Origin of the sequence: Brevibacterium daeguense, assembly GCF_021729135.1 — a bacterium.
GTDB lineage: Bacteria > Actinomycetota > Actinomycetes > Actinomycetales > Brevibacteriaceae > Brevibacterium > Brevibacterium daeguense.
Genome location: NZ_JAJTWW010000004.1, coordinates 57,907 through 84,128 on the forward strand (window position 1 = coordinate 57,907; position 26,222 = coordinate 84,128).

The following is a 26,222-nucleotide window of genomic DNA, read 5'->3' on the forward strand; positions in this document are numbered from 1 at the left end:
CGCTTCCTGCTGCCACGCCCAGCGGTCAGCGGACATCACCGCACCTCCGATTCGAGGGCGGGCTCCTCAGCGTCCTCGCGATTCGCCCGGCCGGGCCAGCGCATGAGCGGCACGGCGCGCACGGAGAACGCCAGGGTGATGAGCAGCACCACGGTTGCCATGAGGTTGATCCAGAGGAATCCGCCGGCCTCCAGCACGGTTCCGGCCATCGCAGCCATCAGCGCCCCGCCCAGGTTCATCGCCGAATCCGAGGCGCCCTGCAGCGTGACCTTCGCCCGCGGGGACACCGAGGACGTCAGCAGCGCCGAGCCGCCGATGAGGAACATCGACCAGCCCACGCCGAGCAGCAGCAGGGCGGTGCTCAGCAGCGCCATCGAGGACTGGGGCGCCACAGCGTCGATGACCCCGAGCGTGATCGTCACGATGAACACGACGACTCCGGCCGCGATCACCGTTCCCGGGCCCCAGCGGTCGGCCATCCAGCCGAACACCGGCGACAGCGCGTACATGCCCGCGATGTGGATGCTCACCACGATGCCGATCGCGCCCAGCGAGAACTCCTGGTGGTCCATGTGCACGGGGGTCATGACCATGACGTTCGTCATCATCATCTGCCCGGTCACGATGGTGACGATCGCGAACAGGGTCACCGGCCGCGAGGCCGCGTACCGCAGCGCCTCCCCCAGCCGGAGCGGAGCCGCCGAGGCGGGTGCCGGGTCGGGACTGACCGTCGAGGCGGGTGCCGGGTCAGCAGCTGCGCTCGGGCCCGAGGTGGTCGCCGGGGCAGCAGCTGCAGCCGGGCTCGTGGCGCCTCGGCGGCCTCGCCCGCGCGGCGCCTGCGCACCGAACTCGACCCCCGGACCGATCCCGCGACTCAGGGTCGAGGCCGCCAGGGTCGCGATCGCGAAGGCCGCCATGGAGATCAGGTACGGCCCGGCCAGCGCGTTCATCCCCAGCGCCTCGCCGAATCGTGCGCCCGGCTCGGTGAAGCTCGGACCCAGCACGGAGCCGACGGTCGTCGCCCACACCACGAGGGACATCGCGCGCCCGGTCTTGGCGGGGTCGGCGATGTCGACGGCGGCGTACCGGGCCTGCAGACCTGCAGCCGTCGACGATCCGCACATCATCATGCCCAGCATGAACAGCGGGAGGAACTGCACCGCGACGCCCACCAGCACCACGGCCGCGCCGAGCGTGCCGATCCCGAATCCCAGGGTGAGCGCCGTGCGCCTCCCGGTCCGCCCGGCCAGCGCCGCCAGCGGGTAAGCGACCAGTCCGGCGCCGAGGATCACGCTCATCTGCGCGAAGCCCGCCATGGCGGTGCGCCCGGTGATCTGCTCGGCGAGCAGCCCGCCCACGGCGTAGCCGGAGGCGATGCCTGCCCCGGAGAACAGCTGCGCGGTGATGAGCTTGGCCTGCGCAGCGGCACGCGATGTCACAGATGATCTCCTTCGACCCGGGTGGACAGGTGACCGCAGTCCGGGGACCGCAGTCCAGGGAACGCAGTCGGATAACCACGGTGAATCCGCCGGCAGTCACGATGACCGGCGTCACACACACCAGGATAGGCGTCGGAGGCGCCGGATCCGCCACCGGTCCCACCCGTTCCGTCCCACCCGTTCCGTCCCACCCCGGTCTCCCCCGTTCCACACTCCCGCTCTCCCCCCGTTCCGCCCTCCCGCTCTCCGTCACCCGACCGCACCGACAGCCGACCCACCGACATGCGAAACTGACCTCATGCGACTCGGCGTCATCATCCCCGCCTACAACGAGGCCGCCGGCATCCAGGCCACCCTCACCGCCCTGGCCCGGCAAGCGGATCAGGACTTCCTCCTCGTCATCTGCGACAACTCCTCGACCGACGCCACCGTCGAGGTCATCGAGGCGATCCGCAGCTCCTACCGCCTGCACCGGCCCGGCAGCCCGCTGGCCGAGCTCACGGTCGTCGGCGAATCCCTCAAGGGCACCGGGGCCGCTGCCGACACCGCCGCCCGCGCGGCCATCGGGCTGGGCGCCACTCACCTCGCCCGCACCGACGCCGACTGCCTGCCGGCCGCCGACTGGGCGGCCCGGGTGAAGGCAGCGTTCGCCTCGGGCCTGGAGCTCGTGTCCGGGCAGCTGCTGCCGCGCACCGACGACTATCACGTGCCCGCAGCCAAGCGCTGGAGCCTGCTCGCCGCGGTCGAGGTCGCGAGTGCCTTCGGCAGGGTCCGGCCCGGCAACCGCTCGAACCCGGAAGCCGGGTATTTGGGCCCCTACGTCATGACTCCGGGGTGCAACATGGCCATCACCTCACAGCTGTACGAGGAGATCGGCGGGTTTCCGCGGACCGCGATCGAGGACCTCCACGAGGACCGCGCCGTCGTCAACGAGGTCCGCCGGCGCACCCGCGCCTACGGGCTGCGCCGCGACATCCGCGTCCACGGCTCGATCCGCCGGGTCCACGCCTGGGGGCTCGTCCGGACCCTCGGCTGGTACGCCGACCACCGGTACAAGCCCGCCCACGTGGACATCCGATGAGCGCCGCATCGCCGAGCCTGCCTGCACAGGCCCAGCCCATCTTCCCCGCGCCGCCGGCCTTCCCGCTCGCCGAGCCGCCGGTGACGCCCGGGCTGACGCAGGCCGCGCAGTACTTCGCGATGGCACAGGAGAACCGGGTCCTCTACGGCGCTCACCCGTGGGTGCTGCCGATGCTCGATCGGATCGCCGCCCGCGGCCCGATCGTGCGCATTCCCGGCCTGGGCGTCGTGGTCTCCGAGGCGCGGCTCGCCCGGTCGATCCTCATGGACCGGGACCATTTCTCGAAGACCGGGCGGACCGCCTCGGCGGGGCTGTGGACTCCCGTGCTGGGGCCCAGCGTGCTGCTCAACATGGAGGGTGCGGACCACCTGCGGCTGCGCCGCACGATCTCCGGGATCTTCACCCCGAAGGCGGTCGCGGAGCTCACCGCCGACACCGCCGCAGGAGAGCTCGCCGAGGCGGTCGCCCGCCTGGAATCGGGCCTGCCGGTCGACGTCGTCAAGGTTGCCACGCGGATCGCAGGTGCCATCATCTGCCGGCTCACGGGGCTGCCGGTCAGCGAGGAGCGGATCGGCCGGATGCTCGCGGCGATCCACGGGGTCACGTCGATGGTGCGGCTGCACCGGCCCAGCCTCACTCCGCGGCAGGTCGAGCAGGCCAAGGCGGCGATGAGCGACATCGTCGACCCGGCACGCCAGGCGTGGCGGGCGCAGGACGAGTCGACGATCCCGGGGCGGATGGCAGGGCTCGGGCTGACCGAGGACGAGGCGGTCGGGGCGGTCGGCGCCTTCATCGTGGTCGGCACGGAGACGATCGTGTCCTTCCTGCCCAGGCTGCTGGCCCTGGCGCTGGACTCCCGGCTGTGGAACGACCTGGTCGCCGAGCGGGCCGCGGGATCCGCCGACCGGCGGGACCTGCTCGTGGAGGAAGCGCTGCGCGTCACCGTCCCCACGCCGGTGATGCTGCGCGAGGCGACGGCGGATGTGCGGGTGGGCGGCGCCTCGGCGGGCGGCTTCGGGATTCGCGCCGGGGAGCGCATCATCATCGCGACCCTGATGTGCTGCCGGAATGTGGGGCCGTTCGACCCCGCCGCTCGACGGGCGGGCGAGCTCAAGCAGCTGTGGTTCGGCGCCGGGCCGCACTTCTGCCTGGGCGCACCGGTCGCCACCGCGCAGACCGACGCGCTCCTCGACGCCCTGCTCGACGTCTGCGCGCGCACGGGATCAGGCCTGCGGATCGTGTCGCGGGCGGAGGCGCGCGGGGTGCTCATCCCCGGTTACGCCCGGCTGGAGATCGCGCTGACGAAGAGGTCCCAAGGACCGCACCGACGCGGAGTCCGGCGATGACCGCTGACGCGGAAGGCGCGGCGGTCGGCCCGCACGGCGAGGTCGGGACGGTGGGCGCCCACAGCGAGGCCCGGACGACGGGCGCGCGGGGCGACATCATCGTCCGCTTGCTCGCCGCCTGCGAGGAGTTCGCCGACCGACCCGCCATCACCGGAGCCGACGGCACCACCTGGACCTTCAAGAGCCTCGGCATCCGGATCCGCAACACCGCCGCGGCCCTGCGCGACCGCGGCTTCTCGCCCGGCGACCGGGTGCAGTTCTCGATTCGGCCGCAGCCACGGGGCATCGTGTTCGCGCTGGGTGTGGTGGCCGCCGGCGGAGTCATCGCCTTCGCCGACCTCGGCGTCGCCGAGGACGTGTTCGCCGCCCGCCGCCGGCGCATCGGGCCCAACCACGTCGCCGCCGAATCCGTTCTCTACTCCGCCGGCCTGCCCGGAGTGCGCAGAATCGCGCGCCGAGCCGGGATCCTGCTGCCGGGACTGCGCGAGCACACGGGCGGGCACTTCCATGCCGGCCCGCGCCTGCCGGGTATGCCGCGGCACAGCGCCGACGTGGAGGCCCTCGCCGCCCGGATCGGGAAGATCGAGGTCGGCGCGGAACCGGACCGGCTGTGCCTGCTGGTGTCGACCTCGGGAACCACCGCGCACCCGCGGATCGTCGCCCACTCCCGCGGCTCCCTCGACGCGGCCATGCAGCTGTTCTCCGGCGCGGTCGACATCGCGCCCGGCGAGCGCGTGCACTCCGACCAGTTCTTCCTCGGTCTGGCCGCGCTGTGCGCGGGAGCCCACTGGAGCATGCCGGCCGCCGCCGCTCCGCCGCGGAAGGACCCGGCGGGATTCGTGCGCGGGCTGCGCGGTGCGCAGGTGAGCTTCCTCGTGCCGGCCGACGTCGAGCTCGTCACCGACGCCATCGCCGCCGGCGCTCCCGATCCCCGGCTGCGTTCGATCATCGTCGGGGCCGCCCCGGTGACGGCTTCGCTCCTGGACACGGTCGCGCAGACGATGCCCCGGACCCGGGTGCTCGCCACCTACGGCATGACCGAGGTCCTGCCGATCGCCGTCACCGATGCCGCCGACAAACTCGCTCACCCCGGACCGGGCGACTACGTGGGTCGGCTGCTCCCGGGAGTGGAGGCTCGCGTCGTGCGCGGGCGCCTCGCCCTGCGAGGACCCAACATGATGGTCGGCTACCTCGACGCCGAGGGTGAGCCGACGACCGAGGCGATTTCGGAAGGCGCACCGAGGGCGGAGGCGGGCGCCGAGGGTGAGCCGACGACCGAGGCGGGTGCCGGTCACGAGGCACACACTCCTCATTTCGACGGAACCTGGCTGCTGACCACCGACCTCGCCGAGCTGCTGCCCGCTGCGCCCGGCGGGGCGACGCCCCGGACGACGGCGACGCCTCGGACGCCCGGCTCCCCGGGAGGGACGCCTGAACCGAGCGGCGCCTCGGCCGGCTCCCACCGGCCCGGCGTCGTCCTGCTCGGCCGCAGCGGTGACATGATCATCCGCGGCAGCACGAATATCTACCCCGGTCTCTACGAGCCCGCCCTCGCGGCCCACCCCGCAATCAGCCATGCCGTCCTCGTCGGCATCTCGGACGACTTCGGCGATGAACGAGTCGTCGCCGTCGTCGTCCCGCGCACCCATGAATCTGCCGGCGGCACCGTCCGGCTGCCCGAGATCGCTGAAGCCCTTCGCACCCGGATCGACCATGACGCCCAGCCGGATGCCCTCGTGCTTCTGCCTGCCCTCCCCACGTCCGGCCGCTCCGCGAAGCTCGACCGCCCGGCCGTGCGGCGGGCCGTCGCCGGCCTCCTCGGACTGGTGCCGACGACATGGGTGGGGGCGGGCGCCTCGGCGCTCCCGGTGTATTCGGAGCTGGACACCGACGAGGGATGATCGGCACCGGCGGCCGGTCGGTCTAGCCTAGGGGTGGGGAAAGGAGCACCATGCCGATCGTTGTGACTGGAGCATCCGGATTCATCGGGAAGGCCGTTGCCGTCGAGCTGAGGCGGCAGGGCAAGACGGTGGTGAGCGTGGGTCGCACGGACCCGCTGATTCCCGAGGTGGAGCACCTTCACTGGGACATTCGGGAGCCTGCCGGGCCGGAGATCACCGGGCACTTCCGCTTCCTCGAAGCCGTCGTCCACTGCGCCGCGGATGTCGACGACTGGGGCGACCCTGCCAACCTGCACGCCGTCAACGTCACGGGGACTCGCAATGTGCTCGACGCGTTTCCGGACGTCCGGATCGTGCACATGTCCTCGGCGAGCATCTACGACCCGAGGGTCCCGCACCACATGCTCCACGAAGAGGCCGGACCGGTGGAGGAGAAGCGCTACCCGACCGCCTACGAGCTGACCAAGGCCCAGGCCGAGGTGGTGATCCAGCGGGTCCGCCCGCAGGCGGTGGTGCTGCGTCCCCACGCCGTGTACGGCCCCGGTGACACGACGCTGATCCCCCGGGTTCAGGCCAACATCAAGAACGGGGTGCTGCGGATTCCCGGCGGCGGCAAGCAGCTCATCACGCTCACGCACATCGACAACCTCGTCGGCGCGACAGTCGCGGCCATCGGCAGACCGGACGTGTTCGGGCCGATCAACGTCGGCGACCCCCGCCCGTACGTGTTCCGCGAGGCGCTCAACACCTTCTTCGCCCGGGAGGGTCATCCGCCGGTGGTCTTCGACGCGGTGGCAGGCGACCTGGCCATGATCCGGGCATGGGCCTCGGAGCGGCGGGCGAAGATGACGGGCAAGCGCCCCAAGCTCACCCGCTACGCCATCCGCCACCTGATCCACGAACGCACCTACAACCTCGCTCGGCAGGAGCAGCTGCTCGGCTTCGAAGCGGTTCAGCACCTGGCGCCGCGCCGCGTGATCCCGCCACCGGCGCAGAACGGGGTGTAACCAGCGGGTTGCAGACGACACCGAACGGGCCCCCGGCCGGCCCTGCCGATCGGATGCGCCGGCCGGATCCACGAACGAAAGGCAGCATATGAGCGCGGACAACATCACCTCCCAGACGTCGCCCCTCACCGATGATCAGCGCGAGCGGATCCTCCGTGCGGTCGATGCGGCATTCGACCGGCAGGTCGCGTTCACCCAGGAGCTGATCCGGCATCCCTCACTCCGCACCGCGGAGAAGTCCGCGCAGGACCTCCTGTACGGCGCGATGTCCGCCCGCGGCTTCGAGATGGACCGGTGGGACCTCGACCCGGCGGAGCTCGCCGAGCATCCGGGCGCCGGAGCCGTCGAGGTGTCCTACGACGGGGTCTGCAACGTGGTCGGCACGTACCATCCGCGGGAGCAGCAGGCCGCCCGGGAGCAGCAGGCCGCTGCGCAGGCCCAGGGCCGCTCGCTCATCCTCAACGGTCACATCGACGTCGTGCCCGAAGGCCCGGAGGACCAGTGGCAGCGCTCGCCGTGGGACGCGGCTGTCCAGGACGGATGGTTGTACGGCCGCGGCAGCGGCGACATGAAGGCGGGGCTGGTGGCCAACCTGTTCGCCTTCGACGCGGTGCGCGCCGCCGGGCTGGAGCCGCAGGGCCGAATCCACTTCGAATCCGTGGTCGAGGAGGAGAGCACGGGCAACGGCTCGCTGTCGGCGCTCATGCGCGGCTATACCGCCGACGCGGTGGTGATCCCGGAGCCGGAGGAGGACATGCTCGTCCGCGCCAATGTCGGCGTGATCTGGTTCCGCGTCCGCGTGGCCGGCCAGCCGACCCACCCGCGCGAGATGACCAGCGGCTTCAACGCGATCGACGCCGCCTACTTCGTCCTGTCCGAGCTGCGCACGCTCGAGGAGCGGTGGAACGCGCAGAAGAGCGAGCACCGCTACTTCGAGGACCTGGACCACCCGATCAACCTCAACGTCGGCAAGATCCAGGGCGGCGACTGGGGCTCCAGCGTCCCCGCGTGGTGCGAGCTCGACCTGCGCTGCGCCCTGTATCCCGGTGTCACCGCCGAGGACGCCTGGCAGGAGCTGACGGACGCCCTTGCGCGGATCACCCACGACGCGAACGGCAACCCGATCGAGGCGACGGCGACGAAGACCGGATTCTTCGCCGAGGGCTACGTCCTGGAGGAGGGCTCCGACGCCGAGGCGGTCCTCGAGCGCACCCACCGTGCCGTGTTCGGCCAGGAGCTGCGCTCGTTCACCACTCCCGGCTATCTGGACGGGCGGGTGTTCGTCCAGTACGGCGACATCCCGACCCTCGTGTACGGCCCGATCTCCCGGGCCATCCACGGCTACGACGAATGCGTGGACCTGGAATCGGTCAAGCGCATCACCAAGTCCATCGCCCTGTTCATCGCGGAGTGGTGCGGGGTCGCGGACGCCCAGTGAGCGCCGAACCCGCGAGCACTCGAATCACCGGAGCAGCCATGACCCTCGATCTCACCGCCTTCAGCGCCCTGAGCTTCGACTGCTACGGCACCCTCATCGATTGGGAGACCGGCATCGCCGCCGTCATCGGCCCCTGGGCCAGGCGCCACGACCCGGCGATCACCGACGAGGAGGCGCTCGTCGCCTACTCCGAGAACGAGGCCGCGGTGCTGCGGGAGACCCCGGGACTGCTCTACCCCGACGCCCTGCGCGAGGCGTTCCGACGCACCGGCAGGACGCTCGGGTTCCCGGTGGGCGAGGAGGACGCGGACGCCCTGGGCACCTCGGTGCCGGACTGGCCGGCGTTCCCCGACTCCGCCGAGGCGCTCACCCGCCTCCAGCAACACTACGACCTCATCATCCTGTCCAACATCGACCGGGACGGCTTCGCGGCGAGCGGCCGGCGCCTCGGCGTCGAGTTCGACGCGATCCTCACCGCCCAGGACATCGGCTCCTACAAGCCCGATCCGGCGAACTTCGAGGCGCTGGCCGCGAAGGTCGAGGAGATGGGGCATACGGGGCGCCTGCTGCACGTCGCGCAGTCGCTGTTCCACGACCACCTGCCGGCGCGGGAGGCCGGGCTGCCCGGCGTCTGGATCAACCGGCGCCATGACACGCCGGGGTGGGGCGCCACCCCGGATCCGGGGACGGCGGTGCAGCCGGATCTCGAGTTCCCCTCGATGCGCGCCTTCGCGGACGCCGTCGGCGAGGCGTTCGCCCGGATGGACTGAGGACCCATCGGGAAGATCGCCCGTCACCCTCGCTCAATCACGCCCTGCTTCAATCACGAGAGAGTCCCGACCATGAGCAGCAAATCCCCGGAGTACTTCGAAGACCTCGCCGTCGGCGATCGGTTCAGCAGCATCGAGCATCAGCTCGACACCGGGCAGATCGTCGAATTCGCCCGCCAGTTCGACCCGCAGCCCTTCCACACCGACCCCGAGGCGGCCGCAGAGTCCTTCTTCGGCGGTCTCGTCGCGAGTGGCTGGCACACCGCCGCGATCACCATGAAACTGATTGTCGATGCGCTGCCGCTCGCCGACGGCGTCATCGGAACCGGAGGACACATCGAACGCCCCAATCCCGCCCGACCCGGCGACACGCTTCACGTGGAATGCACCGTCCAGGAGGTGCGACAGTCGCGCTCGAAGCCGGATCGCGGCCTCGTCAAGGTCGAATGCAGGACGTTGAACCAGAGCGATGAGCTGTGCATGCGCTACGTCACCACGCTCGTGGTGACCCGCCGACCCGAAGGCGGCGCGGACGCCCTGCAGGTGTGATCCCCCTCAGGTGCGGCTGGTGAGGATCGCGGCTCCTGTGAGCAGAGCGGCCATCACCGCGGCCATCATCGGGTATCCGCCCAGCAGGCTGGCAACAGCCGGCCCCGCCACCGGGGCGAAGGCCCCGACGAAAGTCATCGGAGCGGTGAAGATGCCGTTGATCGTTCCGAAGTGCTTCGTTCCCCATCGATCGGAGACAGCGGTGGCCTGGAGCAGCGTGTGGCAGCCGCGCACGGAACCGGCCAGCACGGCAACGGTGATCAGCAGCCAGCCCGGCCCGGGCAGGAGGGCCAGCGCCCAGAGTCCGACCGCACCGGCAGCGAAGATGACGACCGTCCGCGCTCGCGCGCTGGTGGCTCGGGCGAACTGCGGATATCCGATCCGACCCACGACCTGGCCGACGCCGATCAGGCCCAGCGCCAGGGCCGCCATGCCATAGGACATCCCGCGTTCCAGGAACATCGGGATGATGTTGATGGTGACGGCAAAGAGCGTGAAGGTCGCGACCGCCATGGTGACCTGCAGCGTGATGAATTGCCGTGACCGGGTCACGGCCCGGATTTCGGCGCTCGGGTTCTCGTGCGGGCTCGCACCGACGGTGTCGGTCCAGCGGCCGTTGAGGAACAGCGCGTGCAGAGGCACGGTGACGACAGCGAGGATGCCGGCAATCACGAGGTAGCTCATCCGCCAGCCGAACTGGTCGATCAGATACGCGACGAACGGCGCGAACACCGTCGAAGCCAGGCCGCCGACCAGCGTCAGGGTCGTCAGCGGGCCGACGCGCCGCGGCCCGTACCAGCGGGTGATGACGGCGAAGGCAGACGGGTAGAGGACTGCGGACTGGGCCAGGCCCGCGACCAGCCACGCGGTGAAGAACATCAGGAGGTTCGGTGACCACGCGACCAGCAGCATCGCCCCGACGCCGAGCACGGAGCCGGTCGTCATGACGGCACGCGGACCATGGCCGTCGAGGAGCCGTCCCACTCGGATGCCTGCCACCGCGGATACCACCAGACCCGCAGACAGGGCCGCGGTGATGACGGTATGGCTCCACCCGGTCTCCGCAGAGATCGGCGCGACGGCTACCGGCAATGAGTAGTAGAGCAGCCCCCAGCTGACGATCTGAGCAGCACAGAGCGCGACGAGCCCACCACGAGGACGATCAGTCATGGCTGGAATCGTGTCGGAAGATTGCACGGGGATTCATCACTCCAGTAAGTCGATGCCGTCGAGACGGCGATGCCGGGTCGAGCACCAGGGGATGGGAGGTCGGACTCAAGAGCTTGTGCGCAGTCAGGTTCGAACGTCGGTCGATGATGGCAGGGTCGCGGTCGAGGTGAGGTGCCGGCACTCCGTGATGCCGGCGACTGTGGCTTTCGCCGTCGATCCGACTCCGATGAGGGTGGCCGAGCCCGGGCCGGTCCAGTCCCCGTAGCCGACGAAGTGGAGACCGGGGATTCGGGTCGAGGCGGTGCCATCGAGCCCGACGCTGCCGTCGGGCTCGTGGAGATCGAGTTCTCGCAGGTGGCGCAGGGCGGGTCGGAAGCCGGTGCACCAGATCACGGCATCGATGCGGCGGGTGCTGCCGTCGGGCCAAGCGACACCGTCGCCGGTGAAGCGCTCGAACATCGGGTTCGGCGTGAGCCGCCCCGCGTCCCGTGCTGCCCTGACGGGCGGGACGGCAACGATGTCACCGAGGTCTGCAACTCCTCCGGGATCCGGCTCGCCTGCCGCCATTGCGCGCACCCGCTGACTGGCCACGCGGAAGAGCTCACGCCCGTCGACGTCATCGGGCAGGTAGCGCGGCTTCCCGCGCAGACACCATGTCACGTCCGCCACGCCCGCGAGGTCGGCTGCGATCTGCGCGCCGGAGTTCGCGCCGCCGACGACGAGGACGGCGCGGTTCTCGAACCGATCGGGGCCGCGATAGGAGGCGCTGTGCAGCTGATCGCCGCGAAAGCTCCTCTGTCCGGGCATGGTCGGCCAGAACGGCTGGCACCAGGTGCCCGTCGCATTGACGACGACACGTGCCCGCCATTCACCCTGGTCCGTTGCCAATCGGAAGCCCTCGGGGGCTCGGACGACGTGGTCGACTCGAACCGGCCGCTCGACCGGCAGCGAATAGCGCTCCTCGTAGTCGGCGAGGTACCGGATCACGTGATCGGCATCGGGGTTGCCGCCGGGCGACCTCGGCATCAGCCGACCGGGCAGGGAGGAGTACTCTGCCGGCGAGAACAGACGCAGCGAGGACCACGTGTGTCTCCAGGCGCCGCCGGGGGCGTCCTGGTCATCGAGAATCACGAACGACATCCCGGCGCGGCGCAGATAATATCCGGTCGCCAGCCCCGCCTGTCCGCCGCCGACGACGGCGACATCCACTCCCGGTGCCGGGTTCACCGCGGGAGCGTCAGTCAAGGGCGAGGAACTGGCGCAGCTCGGCGAAGGCCTCGCGGACGACGGTGTAGTGGGCCCACTTGCCGCGCTGCTCGCGGGTCAGGAGGCCCGCTTCGACGAGCTTCTTGAGGTGGTGGCTGATCGTGGGCTGGCTGATGTCGAGCGTCTCGGTCAGGTCGCAGGCGCACACGGCGTCGCACCCCTGTGCAGCCACATGCGACAGCACCCGCAGCCGAGTAGGGTCGGACAGCGCCTTGAGTCTTCCCGCCATCTGCTCGGCGTCGTCTGCACTCAGCGGTGCGGTCGCCAGCGAACAGCAGTCGCCCGCATGGGGAGCGAGCAGTTTCACGTTCTCCAGTACAGTGCTCATGTGACCAGCATACATTGACGCTTATCGAAGTGTCAGGCTACTCTTCGGATAGACATTCATCGATACGAGGAGCTGGGATGAGCACCACTGCAACGACGGCCGCGCAGAACGCGGTACCGGTGACGAAGGAGATGTCATTCCTCGACCGGTGGCTGGCAGTCTGGATTCTGGCGGCGATGGCCGTCGGTCTGCTGCTGGGCCGCTTCGTGCCGGGTCTCGACACGGCCCTGGATGCGGTGAAGATCGGCGGGATCTCCGTGCCGATCGCCATCGGCCTGCTGGTCATGATGTACCCGGTGCTGGCCAAGGTGCGCTACGACGAGATGGATCGGGTGACCGGGGATCGGAAGCTGCTGACGCTGTCGCTGTTCCTCAACTGGATCGTCGGACCGGCGTTCATGTTCACGCTGGCCTGGATCTTCCTGCCCGATCTGCCCGAGTTCCGCACCGGCCTGATCATCGTCGGCCTGGCCCGCTGCATCGCAATGGTGTTCATCTGGAACGATCTGGCCTGCGGCGACCGGGAGGCCGCCGCAGTGCTGGTGGCCATCAACTCCGTGTTCCAGGTCGTGGCGTTCGGTGCGCTGGGCTGGTTCTACCTGCAGGTGCTGCCGTCCTGGCTAGGACTGCCGACCACCTCGGCGGACTTCTCGGTGTGGGCGATCGTGGCCTCGGTGCTGGTCTTCCTCGGCATCCCGCTCCTCGCCGGCTTCCTCACCCGCGTTTTCGGGGAGAAGGCCAAGGGTCGCGAGTGGTACGAGGAGAAGTTCCTGCCGAGGATCGGCCCCTGGGCACTCTACGGACTCCTGTTCACCATCGTGCTGCTCTTCGCCATGCAGGGCGAGGCGATCACCTCCCAGCCCCTGGACGTGGCCCGGATGGCGGTGCCGCTGCTGCTGTACTTCGTTCTGATGTTCGCCCTCAGCCTGTTCGCCTCGAAGGCCGTGGGGCTGAACTACGCGAAGTCGACCAGTGTGGCCTTCACCGCCTCGGGCAACAACTTCGAGCTCGCGATCGCGGTGTCGATCGGAGCGTTCGGGATCACTTCCGGGCAGGCGCTGGCCGGTGTGGTCGGCCCGCTCATCGAGGTTCCCGTCCTCGTCGGACTCGTCTATGTCGCCCTCTGGGTCGGTCCCAAGCTGTTCCCGGGCGACCCGACCCTCCCGAATCGCCGAATTGCAGGAGCGCGCTCATGACCCCCACTGCCGACAGCAAGCCCAGCGTCCTCTTCGTCTGCGTCAAGAACGGCGGCAAGTCCCAGATGGCCGCCGCGCTGCTGCGCCGCCACGCCGGCGACGCCGTCGAGGTCCACTCGGCCGGCACCAAGCCCGGCAGCTCCCTCAACGGATTGTCCGCCGAAGCGGTCGCCGAGGTCGGAGCCGACATGTCCGAGGATTCGCCCAAGCCCATCGACCCCGAGCTGCTGCGCCGGGTCGACCAGGTCATCGTCCTCGGCGAGGAGGCCCACGTCGAACCCGTTGACGGTATGCGAGCAGCCATCGAGACGTGGACCACCGACGAACCCTCCCACCGCGGCATCGAGGGCATCGAGCGCATGCGGCTGGTGCGCGACGACATCGACGCCCGCGTCCGCGAACTGCTTCCCGCACTCCTGAACGGCTGACTGCTCTCTCCTACTGATTGGATCGCCTGTGACCCCTGCACCCGAAACCACCCCCAGCGTCCTGTTCGTCTGCGTCCACAACGCGGGCCGCTCCCAGATGGCCGCCGGCTACCTCGCCGAGCTGTCCGACGGCCGGATCGAGGTCCGCTCCGCCGGGTCCGAACCCGCGGATCAGATCAACCCCGTCGCCGTGCAGGCGATGGCCGAAGAGGGCATCGACATCACCTCGGCGTCCCCGAAGATCCTCACCACCGAGGCGGTGAAAGCCTCCGACGTCGTCATCACCATGGGCTGCGGCGACGCCTGCCCGATCTTCCCCGGCAAGCGCTATGAGGACTGGGAGCTCGACGATCCGGCCGGCAAGGGGATCGATGCCATCCGCCCGATCCGCGACGAGATCAAGTCCCGCATCGAGCGGCTGGTGGCTGAACTGCTGCCGGCGTCGACCAGCTCGTCCTGATGCCGCCCTTTCCGCTCACCGCAGCCACCGCCCACCGACCAGGAGCCGAAATGAACACCAGCGCGACCGCGCCGAACGCCCTGCCCATCGTCGTCATCGGCGCCGGCCCCGTCGGGCTGGCCGCCGCCGCCCACCTGCGCGAACGCGGCCTGACCCCGCTGGTGCTGGAAGCCGGTGACACCGTCGCGGCCGCGATCCGGGACTGGGGCCACACCCGCCTGTTCTCCCCGTGGCGGTTCAATATCGACGACGCAGCCCGCCGGCTCCTCGAGTCCGGCGACTGGCAGGCACCGAACCCGGAGATCCTGCCCACCGGTCACGAACTGGTCGACGACTACCTCACCCCGCTGGCAGCCGCGCTGGGCGAAGTCATCCGCACCGACTCCCGCGTGATCGCCGTCTCCCGGGAGGGCATCGACAAGACGCGGAGCGCGGACAGGGAGAACACCCCGTTCCTCGTCCGCATCGCCCACTCCGACGGGACTTCCGAGGACGTGGCGGCACGCAGCGTCATCGACGCCTCCGGCACCTGGCACCAGCCCAATCCGCTCGGCCGGTCCGGCCTGCCTGCTCCCGGGGAGGCCGAGGCGGCAGCCCGCGGTCTCATCACGAAACCCCTGCCTGCCGTCACCGGGGTCGACCGGGACCGGTTCGCCGACCGGCATGTCCTCGTCGTCGGGGCCGGCCACTCGGCGGCGAACGCCCTGCTCGACCTCGCCGCCGTGGCCGAGGATGAGCCGGGCATGCGAATCAGCTGGGCCGTCCGCTCCCCCGACGTCTCCCGTGCCTTCGGCGGCGAGGACCGTGACGAGCTCGCCGCCCGCGGCGCCCTCGGCTCCCGCCTCCGGCACCTGGTCGAATCCGGCAGGGTCGACGTCCACACCTCGTTCGTCATCACCGGCTTCGAGACCACGGGCGAGCAGCTGCGCGTCCACGCCAACGGGCCCGACGGGGCCGAGGAACTGGTTGTCGATGTGCTTGTGCCGGCCACCGGGTTCCGACCCGAGCTGTCCATGCTGGCCGAGCTGCGAATCGACCTCGATCCTGCCGTCGACGCCCCCCGCGGGCTCGGCCCGCTCATCGATCCGGAGTTCCACTCCTGCGGCAGCGTGCCCCCGCACGGCGAACGCCTGCTCGCCCACCCCGAACCGGGCTTCTACATCGTGGGCATGAAGAGCTACGGGCGTGCCCCGACGTTCCTCATGGCCACCGGCTACGAACAGGTCCGCTCCATCGCCGCCGCGCTGGCCGGCGACCGCACCGCCGCCGACACAGTCCACCTCGAGCTGCCCGAGACCGGCGTCTGCTCCACCGACCTCGGCGGATCCTGCGACGTGCCCGCCGGGCCGATCCCGGTCACCATCGGCGGGGCACCCGCCTCGTCGTGCTGCTCCTGAAACAGCCGCGGACCCTGCTGAGAACGTCTCCTCCGAACTTCTGGAACCGCCACGAAAGGACGACGCCATGACCGCCGAAAACCCGCCGCTCGATACCAAAGTCCTGCAGCTCTCCGTCAGCGACCTCACGCGCAAGTACACGGGCATGTTCTCCGCGGAAACCATCGAGCGCTACGTCTACGAGTCCTACACCACCCTGTCGCGGACCGCGCAGATCCGTGAGCACTTGGCGATCCTCGCCGAACGGTTCGCGGCCGACCGACTCCGCGCCCTGGCCCTGGCCGAGGGCAAGATCGCGAAGACGGTTCCCCAGGTGCTGTTCGTCTGCGTCCACAACGTCGGCCGCTCCCAGATCGCGGCAGCACTGCTGGCGCACTATGCGGGAGACAGCGTCGAGGTCCGCTCGGCCGGGTCGCTGCCCGGATCCGAGGTGCACCCGCTCGTGGTCGACGCGCTGGTCGAGCGCGGCATCGATCTGTCCGGCGCATTCCCCAAGCCGCTGACCGACGACGTCGTCCGCGCCGCCGACTACGTCATCACCATGGGCTGCGGCGACGCCTGCCCGATCTACCCCGGCAAACGCTACCTGGACTGGGAACTCGACGATCCCGCCGATGAGACACCGGAACGAGTTCGCGAGATCGTCGACCAGATCGACAGCCGCGTCCACGACCTCTGGACTCAGATCCGGAGCTGAGAGCGATCGACCCCAGCCGACGAGGCCATCGTGCGAGTGGTCCCGTCAGCGGGGCCGTCGTGTTCTACACTGAGTAGAACCAATCCGATGGTCCCCACGGTGGAGAATTTCGGTCGTCTGGGCACCGGTTGCGTCGTCGCGGCAGGAGGTGGGCATGTCTGCGCAGTTGCGGTTCGTCCGCGGGCTGCTTGCTGCCGTGATCTCGCTCATCGTCGGCCTGATGTTCCACGAGTCGGCCGACGGCGCCGTTCCCGTGCCCGCAGTTGTCGTGTCCCTGGTGATGCTGACCTGGCTGTCGGTGCTGCTGGCCGGTCGCAGGTTCGGGTACTGGTCGTTGACGGCGATCGTCGCGGCGGCGCAGCTGATGCTCCACTGCACGATGGTGCTGTTCAGCGGTTCTCCGCCGACCCTGCGAGGCCACCAGCACGGAGTGAGCCCGGGGGACGCATTGGCTGACGCTCTCGCCTCGTCCGCTGCGGCCGGGCATGTCCACGGGACGGCCGAGGCGACCGCAGCGCATTCAGCGGCACCTTCAGGGGCCATGGCTCTCGCTCACGTGGCAGCGACCCTGGTCACCGTCCTGGTGCTCAAGCGCGGCGAGGACGCGCTGTTCCGGCTGCTGGTGCTGATGCTCGGCGCCGGTGTCGTCATCTTCTTCGAACTCGTTCCGATCCCTCAGCCGCCGCGGGTGGCGACGCCTCGGCCTGCACCGCGTCTGACTGTCACCGATGCGGTGCTCGAGAATTCCTATCGACGCGGGCCGCCCATGTCCTTGGCTGCCTGAAGACCTTCATCACTCTGCCTGCCGCAGCCGGCTGGGCCGCAGCCGCTGCTCGCACACCATGCCCGAAGGGCCAGTGAGGCGGCACCGGCGCCAATGGCGACACCGGCCGAGCGGGCACGCGCAGAGAATCCCCCAATCGCGAGGCGACTCCTCGCATGCAAAGGACAGACCCATGCGTACTTCTCGACCCCTTTTTCCAGTCATCTCCGCCGGCCTCCTCAGCATCGCGCTGAGCACCAGCCTGGCAGCCTGCAGCAGTCCGGCGACTTCACAGGACACCTCCACGCCCGGCAGCACTGTCGCCACGACAGCGAGTGCCGCGCCGCAGCTGACTCTGACCGACGGGTGGGTCAAGGCCACCGATGAGGACATGACCTCGATGTTCGGCGTATTGACCAACGGCACTGGTGCCGACATCGTGCTGGAGTCCGCAACCAGCGAGTCGGCCGGCATGGTCGAGCTGCACGAGACCACCACCGACCCCTCTGGTTCCTCGACGATGCGTCAGGTCGAGGGCGGTTTCACGGTTCCCGCAGGCGGGCACCTCGCGCTCGAGCCAGGCGGCGACCACATCATGCTGATGGAGCTGCGAGAGCCGATCGAACCGGGCGGCGAGGTCGCCGTCGAGCTGGTGACGTCGACCGGAGAAACGATCCCGGTGACCGTGGTCGCCAAGGACTACTCCGGCGCTCAGGAGGACTACGACATGCATGAATCGGAGCACTGACATGCCGACGGTGAATCGCCGCGACCTGCTCGGTGCCTCGGTCATCGGATTGGGCGCAGGGTTGGCCGGAATGGGGGCTGGCGCGCTCATCGAGCGCGAGACGTCCGCCCCGCCGGCGGCTGGGCCGGACACCGCCGGCCTCAACGGCTCCCGACTGGAGCCGTTCCACGGCAGGCATCAGGCCGGGGTGGAGACCAGCCCGCAGACCCACGGCCTGTTCCTGTCCCTGTCCCTGCGACCCGAAACCGACCGCAGCGGTGTGACCCGGCTGCTCCGGCTGCTGACCGAGGACGCCGCACGTCTGACGCAGGGTCGGGCGCCGCTGGCGGATCCGGAACCGGAGCTGGCCGAGGACCCGGCTCGACTGACCATCACCTTCGGCTTCGGACGCGACCTGGTCGCGCGGGCCGGCAGGCGGCACGTGCCGGACTGGCTGGCGCCGCTGCCTCAGTTCGGCATCGACAGGCTGCGACCGGAGCTGTGCCGCGGGGACCTGCTGCTGCAAGTCTGCTCGGACGACCCCACGACGGTCGCCCACGCCGCGCGGATGCTGCTCAAGGACGCCGAGGCGTTCACCCGGCCGGCATGGCAGAAGGCCGGATTCCGGCGGGCCTATGGGTCCGATCCCGCCGGCACCACGGCACGCAACCTGTTCGGCCAGGTCGACGGCACCTCCAACCCGGCCGCCGGATCGGCTGATTTCGCCCGCCTCGTGTGGGGCGAGACCGGCAGCGGGCAGCAGTTCGGCCCGCGCGGCGCACCGCCGACGGACTTGGCAACCGACTACCCGGATTGGCTGGTCGGCGGCACCTCACTGGTGCTGCGCGACATCGCGATGAACCTGGACACCTGGGACGAGGTCGATCGGCCCGGCCGGGAGTTCTCCGTCGGTCGGTCCCTGTCCACCGGGGCACCGCTGACCGGTGAGCACGAATTCGACATCCCTGATCTGTCGGCAACGACAGAGGCGGGGCTGAAGGTGATCTCGCCGGTGTCACACGTGGCCAGATCGCGGAACGTCGACGAGCCGGCCGAACAGATCCACCGGCGCGTCTACAACTACCACTCGATCCCGATCACAGGCGAGGTGTCGGAAGGCGGAATGATGTTCGCCTCGTATCAGGCCAGCATCCACCGACAGTTCCTGCCGATCCAGCGCCGCCTGGACGAAGCCGACCTCCTCAACGCCTGGACGTCCCCGATCGGGTCAACGGTATGGGCGATTCCGCCGGGTTGCGATGCCGGGGACTACATCGGGTCCCGATTGCTTGAGGCGTGACATCGCAGGTCCTCGCGGGACCTGAACCCGACTCCCTCCCGCCCGGCAACCTCCTGCCCGGCAACCTCCTGCCCGGCAACCTCCCGCCAAGCAACCTCCCGTCCGGCACGCACGCTGCCCAGTGTGCGTGCCGGACCTGCTCGCTCCCCACCACCCGACCGCGGTGATGACCGCACCGTCGGCGACACGCTCCCTGAATCCGGCGCGATCGGTATGCGGGAATACACAATATGAATAACAGGTGAACGGCAATCAACCAACCGGTATTGCATAGGTGGAATTCCGGCTCTAGATTGAGGTGACGAGCAACAGCCACGCTCGGGAGGGAACCGCCATGACTGAGACTCAGCAGACACGCGCCCACGCGCTGCGCGCGCTGCACGCGAAGCATCCAGCACATCCACTGCACGCCCGCCGAGCACCCGACCCGGACACGGCGGTCACGCCCCTGAACCTGCATGTGCTGGAGCAGGTCGTCGAATCCCTCAGCCGCGAGTACGAGGGGATGTTCTCCCCGGAGACCGTCGAGCGCTACGTCTTCGAGTCCTACAGCTCCCTGGCACGGACGGCCAAGGTCGACACATTCCTCGGGATCCTCACGGAGCACTTCGCGAACGATCGACTGCGGGCACTGGCGAAGTCCCAGGGCAAGATCGCCAAGCTGGTGCCCCACGTGCTCTTCGTGTGCGCTCCGAACATCGGCCGCTCACAGATGGCAGCCGCGCTGCTGGCCCACGCCGCTGGCGATGCCGTCGAGGTGCGCTCGGCCGGCATCACCCCCGGCACTCGCGTCCACCCGCTCACCGCCGAGGTGCTCCGGGAGCGCGGAGTCGAGCTCACCAAGTCCTATCCCAAGCCGCTCACCGACGATATCGTGCGGGCCACCGATTACGTGGTGACGATCGGCCACGACAACGCCTGCCCCATCTATCCCGATAAGCGCTACCTGGACTGGGACATCGCGGGGCCTGATGTCGAGCACCTGGACGACGTCCGGATCGAGGAGGTCCGCGGGATCGTGGACCAGATCGAGGCGCATGTGCACCAGCTGTGGGCCGAGATCAGGGAGCAGAGTCGAGCGACCGAGGACGAGCAGGCGCGCACAGCCGTCTGAGCACCAGCAGCCCTGCAGACCGTCACTCGTCTTCCGCGGTGCGGGTATGGATCCGCGCGCCCTCTCCGTTGAAGATGCTCAGCACCTCGGCCGACCGCGAGCCCGACGCGAAGATCGCATGCGGCGTGCGCGTGTCGAACTCGGCTGCCTCGCCCGGCGTCAGGATCAGGTCCTGATCGCCGAGCAGCAGGCGGAGCCTGCCGGTGAGCACGTACAGCCACTCGAACCCGTCATGCACCTGCAGCTCCGGCACCGTCGACACCGGCGGGTACGAGATCTTGAACGTGTGCACCGGTGACCCGACTGGGGCCAGCGGTGTGATGATCATGCCGCCGCGCTGGACGGTGGGACGGCGGACACGGGGGTCGGGCACCTCCGGACGCACCAGGTCGTCGATCCGGATGCCGAGCTGACGCGTCAGCGGCAGGAGCAGCTCCAGGCTCGCCTGTCGTTTCCCGGATTCCAGTCGCGACACCGTGCTCACCGACACCCCCGCCCGCCGCGCGAGGCCTTCGAGCGTCCAGCCGCGCGCCTTGCGCATCGCCCGCAGGCGGGGCCCCAGGTGCTTGAGCTCGTCCACCGCGCCACCATCCTTTTGCTGATTCTGCAAAACTGTTTGCCGAACCGTCCTTCTCGCGCACACACTACACGCATGAACACCCCGCAGAACACCCTTCACACCACCTCGAACCACTCCAGTGGCTGGGAGGCCGCCGTCTGGGACGCGATCGTGATCGGCGGCGGCCCGGCAGGACTGTCGGCCGCTCTCATGCTCGGACGAGCTCGTCGCCGCACCCTCGTCATCGACGCGGGCAGCCCGCGCAACCGCTTCGCAGAGCACATGCACGGAGTCCTCGGCAACGAGGGCACTCCCCCGTCCGAGCTCCTCAGCCGCGGGCGCACCGAGGCCGGAGCCTACGGAGTCGAGTTCCTCGGCGCCCGCGTCCAGCGGGTGGACGAGTCCGGTCGGGTGGACGAGCACAGTGGGGATGCCGAACGCTCGGGCCGCCACGACGCCCACGACGCACGCGGGCAGGCGACCCTCGACGGCACTGCCCTGATCACCACCGACGTCGGCCGGCTGCGGGCGCGCGCCGTCATCGTGGCGACAGGCGCCCGCGATGAGCTGCCGGCCATCCCCGGCCTGGCCGAGCGCTGGGGCACGACCGTGCTCCACTGTCCCTACTGCCACGGCTGGGAAGTCCGCGACCGGCGCCTCGGCGTGCTCGTGACCTCGCCGCACGTGCTCCACCTCGCCGAGCTCATCCGCCAGTGGAGCGCCCAGGTCACCGTGTTCACGGCCCCGATCGGCCCGCTGGACCCCGAGGTGTCCGCTCGGCTGCGATCCCGCGGCATCACCCTGGTCGACGAGCCGGTGAAGGAAGTGCTCGGCGAGGGAACGACGATCGAGGCGGTCCGACTGGCCGACGGCGGCCAGATCCCGATCGAGGTGATCTTCACCGGAGGACGGCTGCGTCCGCAGGACGAGTTCCTGGCGCACCTGAACCTGGCACGGAACGAGAGCCCACTGGGTTCGTTCCTCGCTGTGGACATGTCCGGGAGGACGAGCGCGAAGCACATCTGGGCGATCGGCAATGTCGTGAATCCGACCGCCTCTGTGCCGATGTCGATCGGGGCCGGCGCCCTCACCGGCGCAGCGGTGAACGGCGCGCTCGTCGCCGAGGAGTTCGATGCGGCGGTGGGCAGTGCGGCGAGCACCGGCAGCGCAGGCAGCCCAGGGAGTGCAGGCAGGGGTGGCAGGGGTGGCAGGGGTGGCAGGGGTGGCAGGGGAGGCAAGGGTGGCAGGGGAGGCCGCATGAGCAGAGGTGACGGCGGAATGAGGGGAACCGAGGGCGGCACCGATCCCGCTGAGTTCTGGGAGCAGCACTACGCCGGCGAGGATGCCGTCTGGTCGGGCAGGCCCAATCGGGTGCTCGTCGACGTCGTCTCCGGGCTCCGCCCGGGCCGGGCACTGGACCTGGGCAGCGGCGAAGGGGCGGATGCGATCTGGCTTGCCACCCGCGGCTGGGAGGTGACGGGAGTCGACATCTCCGCGACTGCCGCCGGTCACGCGACCGCGGCTGCCCGGGAGGCCGACGTCGAGGCTCGGCTCCGCTTCGTCGTGGCCGACCTCAGCCGGAATGACCAGGAGCAGAGCACCGAGGGGCCCTTCGACCTCGTGACGGCCAGCTTCTTCCAGTCGCCGGTCGCCCTGGAGCGCATCCGGATCCTGCGCCGTGTGGCCGCCCGAGTGGCGGCGGGCGGACACCTGCTCATCACCTCGCACGCCGCGCCTCCCCCGTGGACCTCGGGCCTCGCTGAGCACGATCACGGCGAGGGCAGGGGCCCGGTCTTCCTCCGACCGGAGGAGGAGGTCGCCGCACTCGACCTGGATCCCGCTGCCTGGTCGGTCGAGATCTGCGAGATCCGCGAGCGCGACGCGACCGGCCCGGACGGGCAGACGGGCAGGCTCGAGGACTCCGTGGTGCTGCTGCGCAGGCTCTGACGGCTCAGAGGTGCTGGCTTTCGGCCGCGGCCGCGTACTCGTCCACGGTGTCGTTCTTGAAGGCGTCCCGGACCTTGCCGAGCTCCCCCTCGTCGATCGTGAGGTAGGACTGCCCGTCCGAGGACGTCCCCAGGCCGGAGACCGGAGCGGAGAAGAACTCGATGTCGCCGGAGCGGATATCGCGCATCCCGAAGGCCATGCTCGCGATCTTGGAGGCGGACAGCCCGGAGTCCACGGTCATGTAGGGCGAGAAGTCGCGCACCATGCCGGCGACCTTGTTCGGATTGCTCAGCGTGTCGGCCGAGATGATCTCGTTCATGATCCCGGTGAGGAAGGCCTGCTGATTGCGCACGCGCTGCAGGTCGCCGTCAGCGAACTGCTTGCGGGCGCGGACGAACGCCAGCGCCTCTTCGCCGTTGAGGTGATTGGTGCCCTCGTCGAACGTGTGTCCGTCGACGCTGAAGGCCTGCTCGGACTCGACGTCGACCCCGCCGAGGGAGTCGGTCAGCGCCTGGAAGCCCTCGAAGTCGATGACCGCCACATGGTGGATGGGCGCGCCGATGAAGTCGCTGATCGTCGACGTGGCCAGCGACAGGCCGCCGTAGGACATCGCCGCGTTGATCTTCGCCTGGCCATGGCCTTCGACCTCCACCCAGGCGTCGCGCGGGATCGACATGATCTGGACTCCCGAGCTGTCCTCGGGCAGGTGCATGACCATGATCGTGTCGGACCGGCTGCCGCGGGCGTCCTCGAGGTCGTCGCCCTCCGCGCGGGTGTCCGAACCGAGCAGCAGGATGTTGGTGCCGGTGCCCTCCGGATCCGGACGGTCCCCGCCGAACGCCTCTTCGTCCGTGACGCCCTGCGACCCGGAGTCCCACAGGTTGGCGACGTAGAAGGCATAGACGCCGATTCCGAGCACTGCCAGCAGCACGAGCACGAGCACCACGATCAGCACATTGCGGCCGGTCTTGCGCTTCTTCCGCGTTCGACCGCCGTCGCCGCGCCGGGAGTCCAGGTCCCGCTCGTCGACAGGTTCATCCTCAAGGAAGATGCTGTCGAAATCCGAGTGGTTGTGCGATTCGGGCACGAGGCGCCTCCAGAAGGTCGAGCAGTATGCTTCCCCTACTTTAGGCCGATTTCGGTTCCGTCACGCATCAGGGTCGGTCGAGTCGGCGCCTGCTCCGTCGGGACATCAGCGTGATGAAGGCGAGGATGAGCGCCAGGACCCCGACGCCGATCGAGATGTAGCCGGCCATGGTCAGATCCATCACGGACCACGAATCCCGCACCGCGAAGGCGAGGATCGCGCCGATGAGAATGAGGAAGATTCCGACTCCGAAACCCATTGCTGGCTCCTGACGTTGGCTGATGCTGGAGGATGCAGGTTCCGCTTCAGTATTCCGGACCCGCTCGGAAGTCACAACAGGCGCGCCGCGATCGGCCGCAGCCTAACCGCCGGGATCCTCAGCAGCTATCCGCGGCCGTCAGCGGCGACGCGCGCCGATCACACCCGGCTCACAGGCCGACCGAGCGGATCCGCTCCAGCCAGGCCTGCGCCTCCGCGAAGGACTCGTCCGTGTTGTGCGGCGCGACGAAGACCCGGCTGCCGGTCGCTTCGGGATAGGAGCCGAGGAACTGCAGCCGGCGCGCGACTCGGTGCACGCCGGCGAGCGCCTCGGCGACCCGCGCCTCGGCCAGGTGGCCCTGCGCATCGATGGAGAACTGGTAGAGGCCGAGGCCGTCCCCGGTGGGGCGCGATTCGATGCGGGACAGATTCACGCCGCGGGTCGAGAATTGCTCGAGGAGTTCGAGCAGCGCGCCCGCGCGGTCGCTCGCGAGCTGGGCGACGAGCGTGGTCTTGTCCGCGCCGGTCGGCTCCGGCAGGGCTCCCGGCAGCTTGACCAGGACGAACCGGGTGACCGCGCCGGTGATGTCGCCGATGTCCTCGGCGAGCACCTCCAGACCGTAGCGCTCGGCGGCCAGCGCGGGGCAGATCGCCGCCTGATAGCGGACATCGCCGGCGGAGCCAGCGCCTGTCGGCTGAGCATCCGCGGCCGGCTGACCGTCCGAGCCGGGAGGCAGCGGTGCCAGATCACGGGCCGCGGCAGCCGTCGACGAGGCGGGCAGGTAGTGCGCGCCGGGCAGGTTCCGCGCCGTCCAGCCGCGGGTCTGCGCCTCGGCGTGGGGGTGCGTGGAGTAGGTCGTGATGTCGCCCAGCTGCGTACCCGGGCGGGCGCACAGCACGAACTTCACGTGGACGAGCGTCTCCGCGATGATCTGCAGGTGTCCATGGGAGGTCAGCGCATCGAGCGTTGCGGGCACACCGCCCTCCACGGAGTTCTCGATCGGCACCACCGCCCCGTCGAGGCGCCCGTTGACCAGTCCGTCGAACGCGGCCTCCGTGTTGTGCATGGGGACGCGCTCGGCGTCGGTGTGCCCGCGCGCCTCGAGGAGCTGGATGAGGGCCGCCTCGGTGAAGGTCGCCTCGGGGCCCAGGTAGCCGAAGGCCAACGTCATGCGTTCCTCCTCATCAGCATCCGCCGGAGGCTCTCGAGCCGGCCGGAGCTCGTCAGCCGCCGGGCGCGGCGCACTGTCAGCGCCCGCAGCACGTCGCGGTACTGTGCCGCCCGGTGCACCTGCGCCTTGAAGTCCCTGCCGGTGACGCGGTGGTGGAGTTCGCATTCGACCTCGGCGACCCGCAGGCCGGCGTTGACGACGTCGATGGTCATCGCCGCCTCCACACCCCAGCCGGACGCGAACGGCAGCGCGACCTCGAAGGCCTCCCGGGTCAGGCAGCGCATGCCAGACAGCGGCTGGGTGGCCTGGAAGCCGGACAGCTCGGCGATGCCCTTCCTCGCCAGTCCGACCACCAGGCCGAAGCCGCCACCGGAGCGCTTCTGCGGCGGCAGGATCGCGATCGTCATGTCGGCCTCGCCGGCGAGCACCGGCGTGGCCAGCGGGGCGGTGTTGAGTGCGGAGTCCTCGAGGTCGGCGTCGATGAACAGCAGCGCACGGTGGCGCGGCCTCTCCCCCGGCTTGAGGTTCGAGATCTCGCGGTTGCGCACCGCGAACGCGCCGGTCATCATCGCCTGGGCCTTGCCGCGGTTCTTCCGGTGGGTCATCACCTCGGCGCCGGCCCGCCGCGCCAGCCGGCCTGTGTCGTCGGTCGAGCCGTCGTCGATCACCATGACCAGGTCGACACCCGGGACCTGCTTGGCCGCGGCCACCGTGGCGGCGATCCGCTGGGCTTCGTCCTTGGCAGGGATGATCACGGCGACGGCACTGGGTGCCTGGGGCACGAGCTCGGCCATCGGATGGGGGCCGGCCTCCGGCGCCTGC

The 26,222-nt window shown here is 69.8% G+C and carries 26 protein-coding genes; 17 read left to right on the plus strand and 9 right to left on the minus strand.

Annotated elements, in window-relative coordinates:
* Positions 1-35: 35 nt before the first annotated feature.
* Positions 36-1,439 (minus strand): MFS transporter, encoded by a 1,404-nt coding sequence (locus LXN01_RS05090; RefSeq protein ID WP_236863498.1) that lies wholly within the window; start codon positions 1,437-1,439, stop codon positions 36-38.
* A gap of 298 nt (positions 1,440-1,737) precedes the next feature.
* Between LXN01_RS05090 and LXN01_RS05095 the strand changes: the two genes are divergently transcribed.
* The 7 genes from LXN01_RS05095 to LXN01_RS05125 all read left to right on the plus strand — a co-directional run bounded on the left by LXN01_RS05095 (position 1,738) and on the right by LXN01_RS05125 (position 9,531).
* A complete protein-coding gene (locus tag LXN01_RS05095) occupies positions 1,738-2,520 on the plus strand; it encodes a glycosyltransferase (protein ID WP_236863499.1) in 783 nt (260 codons plus the stop codon).
* Positions 2,517-3,866: a cytochrome P450 gene (locus tag LXN01_RS05100; protein ID WP_236863500.1), complete on the plus strand. Its 1,350-nt coding sequence runs from the start codon at positions 2,517-2,519 to the stop codon at positions 3,864-3,866. Before LXN01_RS05095 ends, LXN01_RS05100 begins: the two co-directional genes overlap by 4 nt.
* Complete coding sequence (locus tag LXN01_RS05105) at positions 3,863-5,767, plus strand: class I adenylate-forming enzyme family protein (RefSeq protein WP_236863501.1); 1,905 nt, start codon at positions 3,863-3,865, stop codon at positions 5,765-5,767. Before LXN01_RS05100 ends, LXN01_RS05105 begins: the two co-directional genes overlap by 4 nt.
* Positions 5,768-5,817: 50 nt before the next feature.
* On the plus strand, positions 5,818-6,774 hold the full coding sequence (locus tag LXN01_RS05110) for an NAD-dependent epimerase/dehydratase family protein (RefSeq protein ID WP_236863502.1): 957 nt from the start codon (positions 5,818-5,820) through the stop codon (positions 6,772-6,774).
* Between the two features lie 88 nt (positions 6,775-6,862).
* Positions 6,863-8,212: an ArgE/DapE family deacylase gene (locus LXN01_RS05115; protein ID WP_236863503.1), complete on the plus strand. Its 1,350-nt coding sequence runs from the start codon at positions 6,863-6,865 to the stop codon at positions 8,210-8,212.
* Positions 8,209-8,982, plus strand: coding sequence for an HAD-IA family hydrolase (locus tag LXN01_RS05120; RefSeq protein ID WP_236863504.1), 774 nt, complete (start codon positions 8,209-8,211; stop codon positions 8,980-8,982). Before LXN01_RS05115 ends, LXN01_RS05120 begins: the two co-directional genes overlap by 4 nt.
* 72 nt (positions 8,983-9,054) lie before the next feature.
* Positions 9,055-9,531 carry a MaoC family dehydratase gene (locus LXN01_RS05125; RefSeq protein WP_236863505.1) on the plus strand — a complete coding sequence of 159 codons (477 nt, stop codon included), beginning with the start codon at positions 9,055-9,057 and terminating at the stop codon, positions 9,529-9,531.
* 6 nt (positions 9,532-9,537) lie between these two features.
* Here the strand turns inward: LXN01_RS05125 and LXN01_RS05130 are convergent, their stop codons facing one another.
* The 3 genes from LXN01_RS05130 to LXN01_RS05140 all read right to left on the minus strand — a co-directional run bounded on the left by LXN01_RS05130 (position 9,538) and on the right by LXN01_RS05140 (position 12,295).
* A complete protein-coding gene (locus LXN01_RS05130) occupies positions 9,538-10,701 on the minus strand; it encodes an MFS transporter (RefSeq protein ID WP_236863506.1) in 1,164 nt (387 codons plus the stop codon).
* Between the two features lie 123 nt (positions 10,702-10,824).
* Positions 10,825-11,946 carry an ArsO family NAD(P)H-dependent flavin-containing monooxygenase gene (locus LXN01_RS05135; RefSeq protein ID WP_236863507.1) on the minus strand — a complete coding sequence of 374 codons (1,122 nt, stop codon included), beginning with the start codon at positions 11,944-11,946 and terminating at the stop codon, positions 10,825-10,827.
* A complete protein-coding gene (locus LXN01_RS05140) occupies positions 11,939-12,295 on the minus strand; it encodes an ArsR/SmtB family transcription factor (RefSeq protein WP_236863508.1) in 357 nt (118 codons plus the stop codon). Before LXN01_RS05140 ends, LXN01_RS05135 begins: the two co-directional genes overlap by 8 nt.
* A 77-nt stretch (positions 12,296-12,372) precedes the next feature.
* On the opposite strand from LXN01_RS05140, the gene arsB reads away from it, so the two are divergent.
* The 9 genes from arsB to LXN01_RS05185 all read left to right on the plus strand — a co-directional run bounded on the left by arsB (position 12,373) and on the right by LXN01_RS05185 (position 20,377).
* A complete protein-coding gene (arsB, locus tag LXN01_RS05145; RefSeq protein WP_236863509.1) occupies positions 12,373-13,491 on the plus strand; it encodes an ACR3 family arsenite efflux transporter in 1,119 nt (372 codons plus the stop codon).
* Positions 13,488-13,919: an arsenate-mycothiol transferase ArsC gene (locus LXN01_RS05150; RefSeq protein WP_236863510.1), complete on the plus strand. Its 432-nt coding sequence runs from the start codon at positions 13,488-13,490 to the stop codon at positions 13,917-13,919. The genes arsB and LXN01_RS05150 overlap by 4 nt, the downstream gene beginning before the upstream one ends.
* Before the next feature lie 28 nt (positions 13,920-13,947).
* A complete protein-coding gene (locus LXN01_RS05155; protein WP_425547653.1) occupies positions 13,948-14,379 on the plus strand; it encodes an arsenate reductase ArsC in 432 nt (143 codons plus the stop codon).
* A gap of 50 nt (positions 14,380-14,429) precedes the next feature.
* Complete coding sequence (locus LXN01_RS05160; RefSeq protein WP_236863511.1) at positions 14,430-15,776, plus strand: FAD-dependent oxidoreductase; 1,347 nt, start codon at positions 14,430-14,432, stop codon at positions 15,774-15,776.
* 67 nt (positions 15,777-15,843) lie between these two features.
* On the plus strand, positions 15,844-16,473 hold the full coding sequence (locus LXN01_RS05165) for an arsenate reductase ArsC (RefSeq protein ID WP_236863512.1): 630 nt from the start codon (positions 15,844-15,846) through the stop codon (positions 16,471-16,473).
* Positions 16,474-16,627: 154 nt separating this feature from the next.
* Positions 16,628-17,257 carry a hypothetical protein gene (locus tag LXN01_RS05170; RefSeq protein ID WP_236863513.1) on the plus strand — a complete coding sequence of 210 codons (630 nt, stop codon included), beginning with the start codon at positions 16,628-16,630 and terminating at the stop codon, positions 17,255-17,257.
* Between the two features lie 172 nt (positions 17,258-17,429).
* Positions 17,430-17,984 (plus strand): copper chaperone PCu(A)C, encoded by a 555-nt coding sequence (locus tag LXN01_RS05175; protein WP_236863514.1) that lies wholly within the window; start codon positions 17,430-17,432, stop codon positions 17,982-17,984.
* Positions 17,968-19,263, plus strand: a complete 1,296-nt coding sequence (locus tag LXN01_RS05180; protein ID WP_236863515.1) for a Dyp-type peroxidase — start codon at positions 17,968-17,970, stop codon at positions 19,261-19,263. Before LXN01_RS05175 ends, LXN01_RS05180 begins: the two co-directional genes overlap by 17 nt.
* Before the next feature lie 334 nt (positions 19,264-19,597).
* Positions 19,598-20,377 carry an arsenate-mycothiol transferase ArsC gene (locus tag LXN01_RS05185; RefSeq protein ID WP_236863516.1) on the plus strand — a complete coding sequence of 260 codons (780 nt, stop codon included), beginning with the start codon at positions 19,598-19,600 and terminating at the stop codon, positions 20,375-20,377.
* 22 nt (positions 20,378-20,399) lie between these two features.
* Here LXN01_RS05185 and LXN01_RS05190 read toward each other — a convergent pair whose 3' ends face one another.
* On the minus strand, positions 20,400-20,957 hold the full coding sequence (locus LXN01_RS05190) for a helix-turn-helix domain-containing protein (RefSeq protein WP_236863517.1): 558 nt from the start codon (positions 20,955-20,957) through the stop codon (positions 20,400-20,402).
* A 72-nt stretch (positions 20,958-21,029) separates the two neighbouring features.
* Between LXN01_RS05190 and LXN01_RS05195 the strand changes: the two genes are divergently transcribed.
* A complete protein-coding gene (locus tag LXN01_RS05195) occupies positions 21,030-22,883 on the plus strand; it encodes an FAD-dependent oxidoreductase (protein WP_236863518.1) in 1,854 nt (617 codons plus the stop codon).
* Between the two features lie 4 nt (positions 22,884-22,887).
* Here LXN01_RS05195 and LXN01_RS05200 read toward each other — a convergent pair whose 3' ends face one another.
* From LXN01_RS05200 to LXN01_RS05215, 4 genes are all read right to left on the minus strand, one after another.
* Entirely contained in the window at positions 22,888-23,970 is a 1,083-nt protein-coding gene (locus LXN01_RS05200) for an LCP family protein (protein ID WP_236863519.1), read from the minus strand.
* A gap of 67 nt (positions 23,971-24,037) precedes the next feature.
* Positions 24,038-24,229 (minus strand): DUF6458 family protein, encoded by a 192-nt coding sequence (locus tag LXN01_RS05205; protein ID WP_236863520.1) that lies wholly within the window; start codon positions 24,227-24,229, stop codon positions 24,038-24,040.
* Positions 24,230-24,398: 169 nt separating this feature from the next.
* Positions 24,399-25,400 carry a prephenate dehydratase gene (gene pheA, locus LXN01_RS05210; protein WP_236863521.1) on the minus strand — a complete coding sequence of 334 codons (1,002 nt, stop codon included), beginning with the start codon at positions 25,398-25,400 and terminating at the stop codon, positions 24,399-24,401.
* Positions 25,397-26,194: a glycosyltransferase family 2 protein gene (locus LXN01_RS05215; protein WP_236863839.1), complete on the minus strand. Its 798-nt coding sequence runs from the start codon at positions 26,192-26,194 to the stop codon at positions 25,397-25,399. The genes pheA and LXN01_RS05215 overlap by 4 nt, the downstream gene beginning before the upstream one ends.
* Positions 26,195-26,222: the final 28 nt, after the last annotated feature.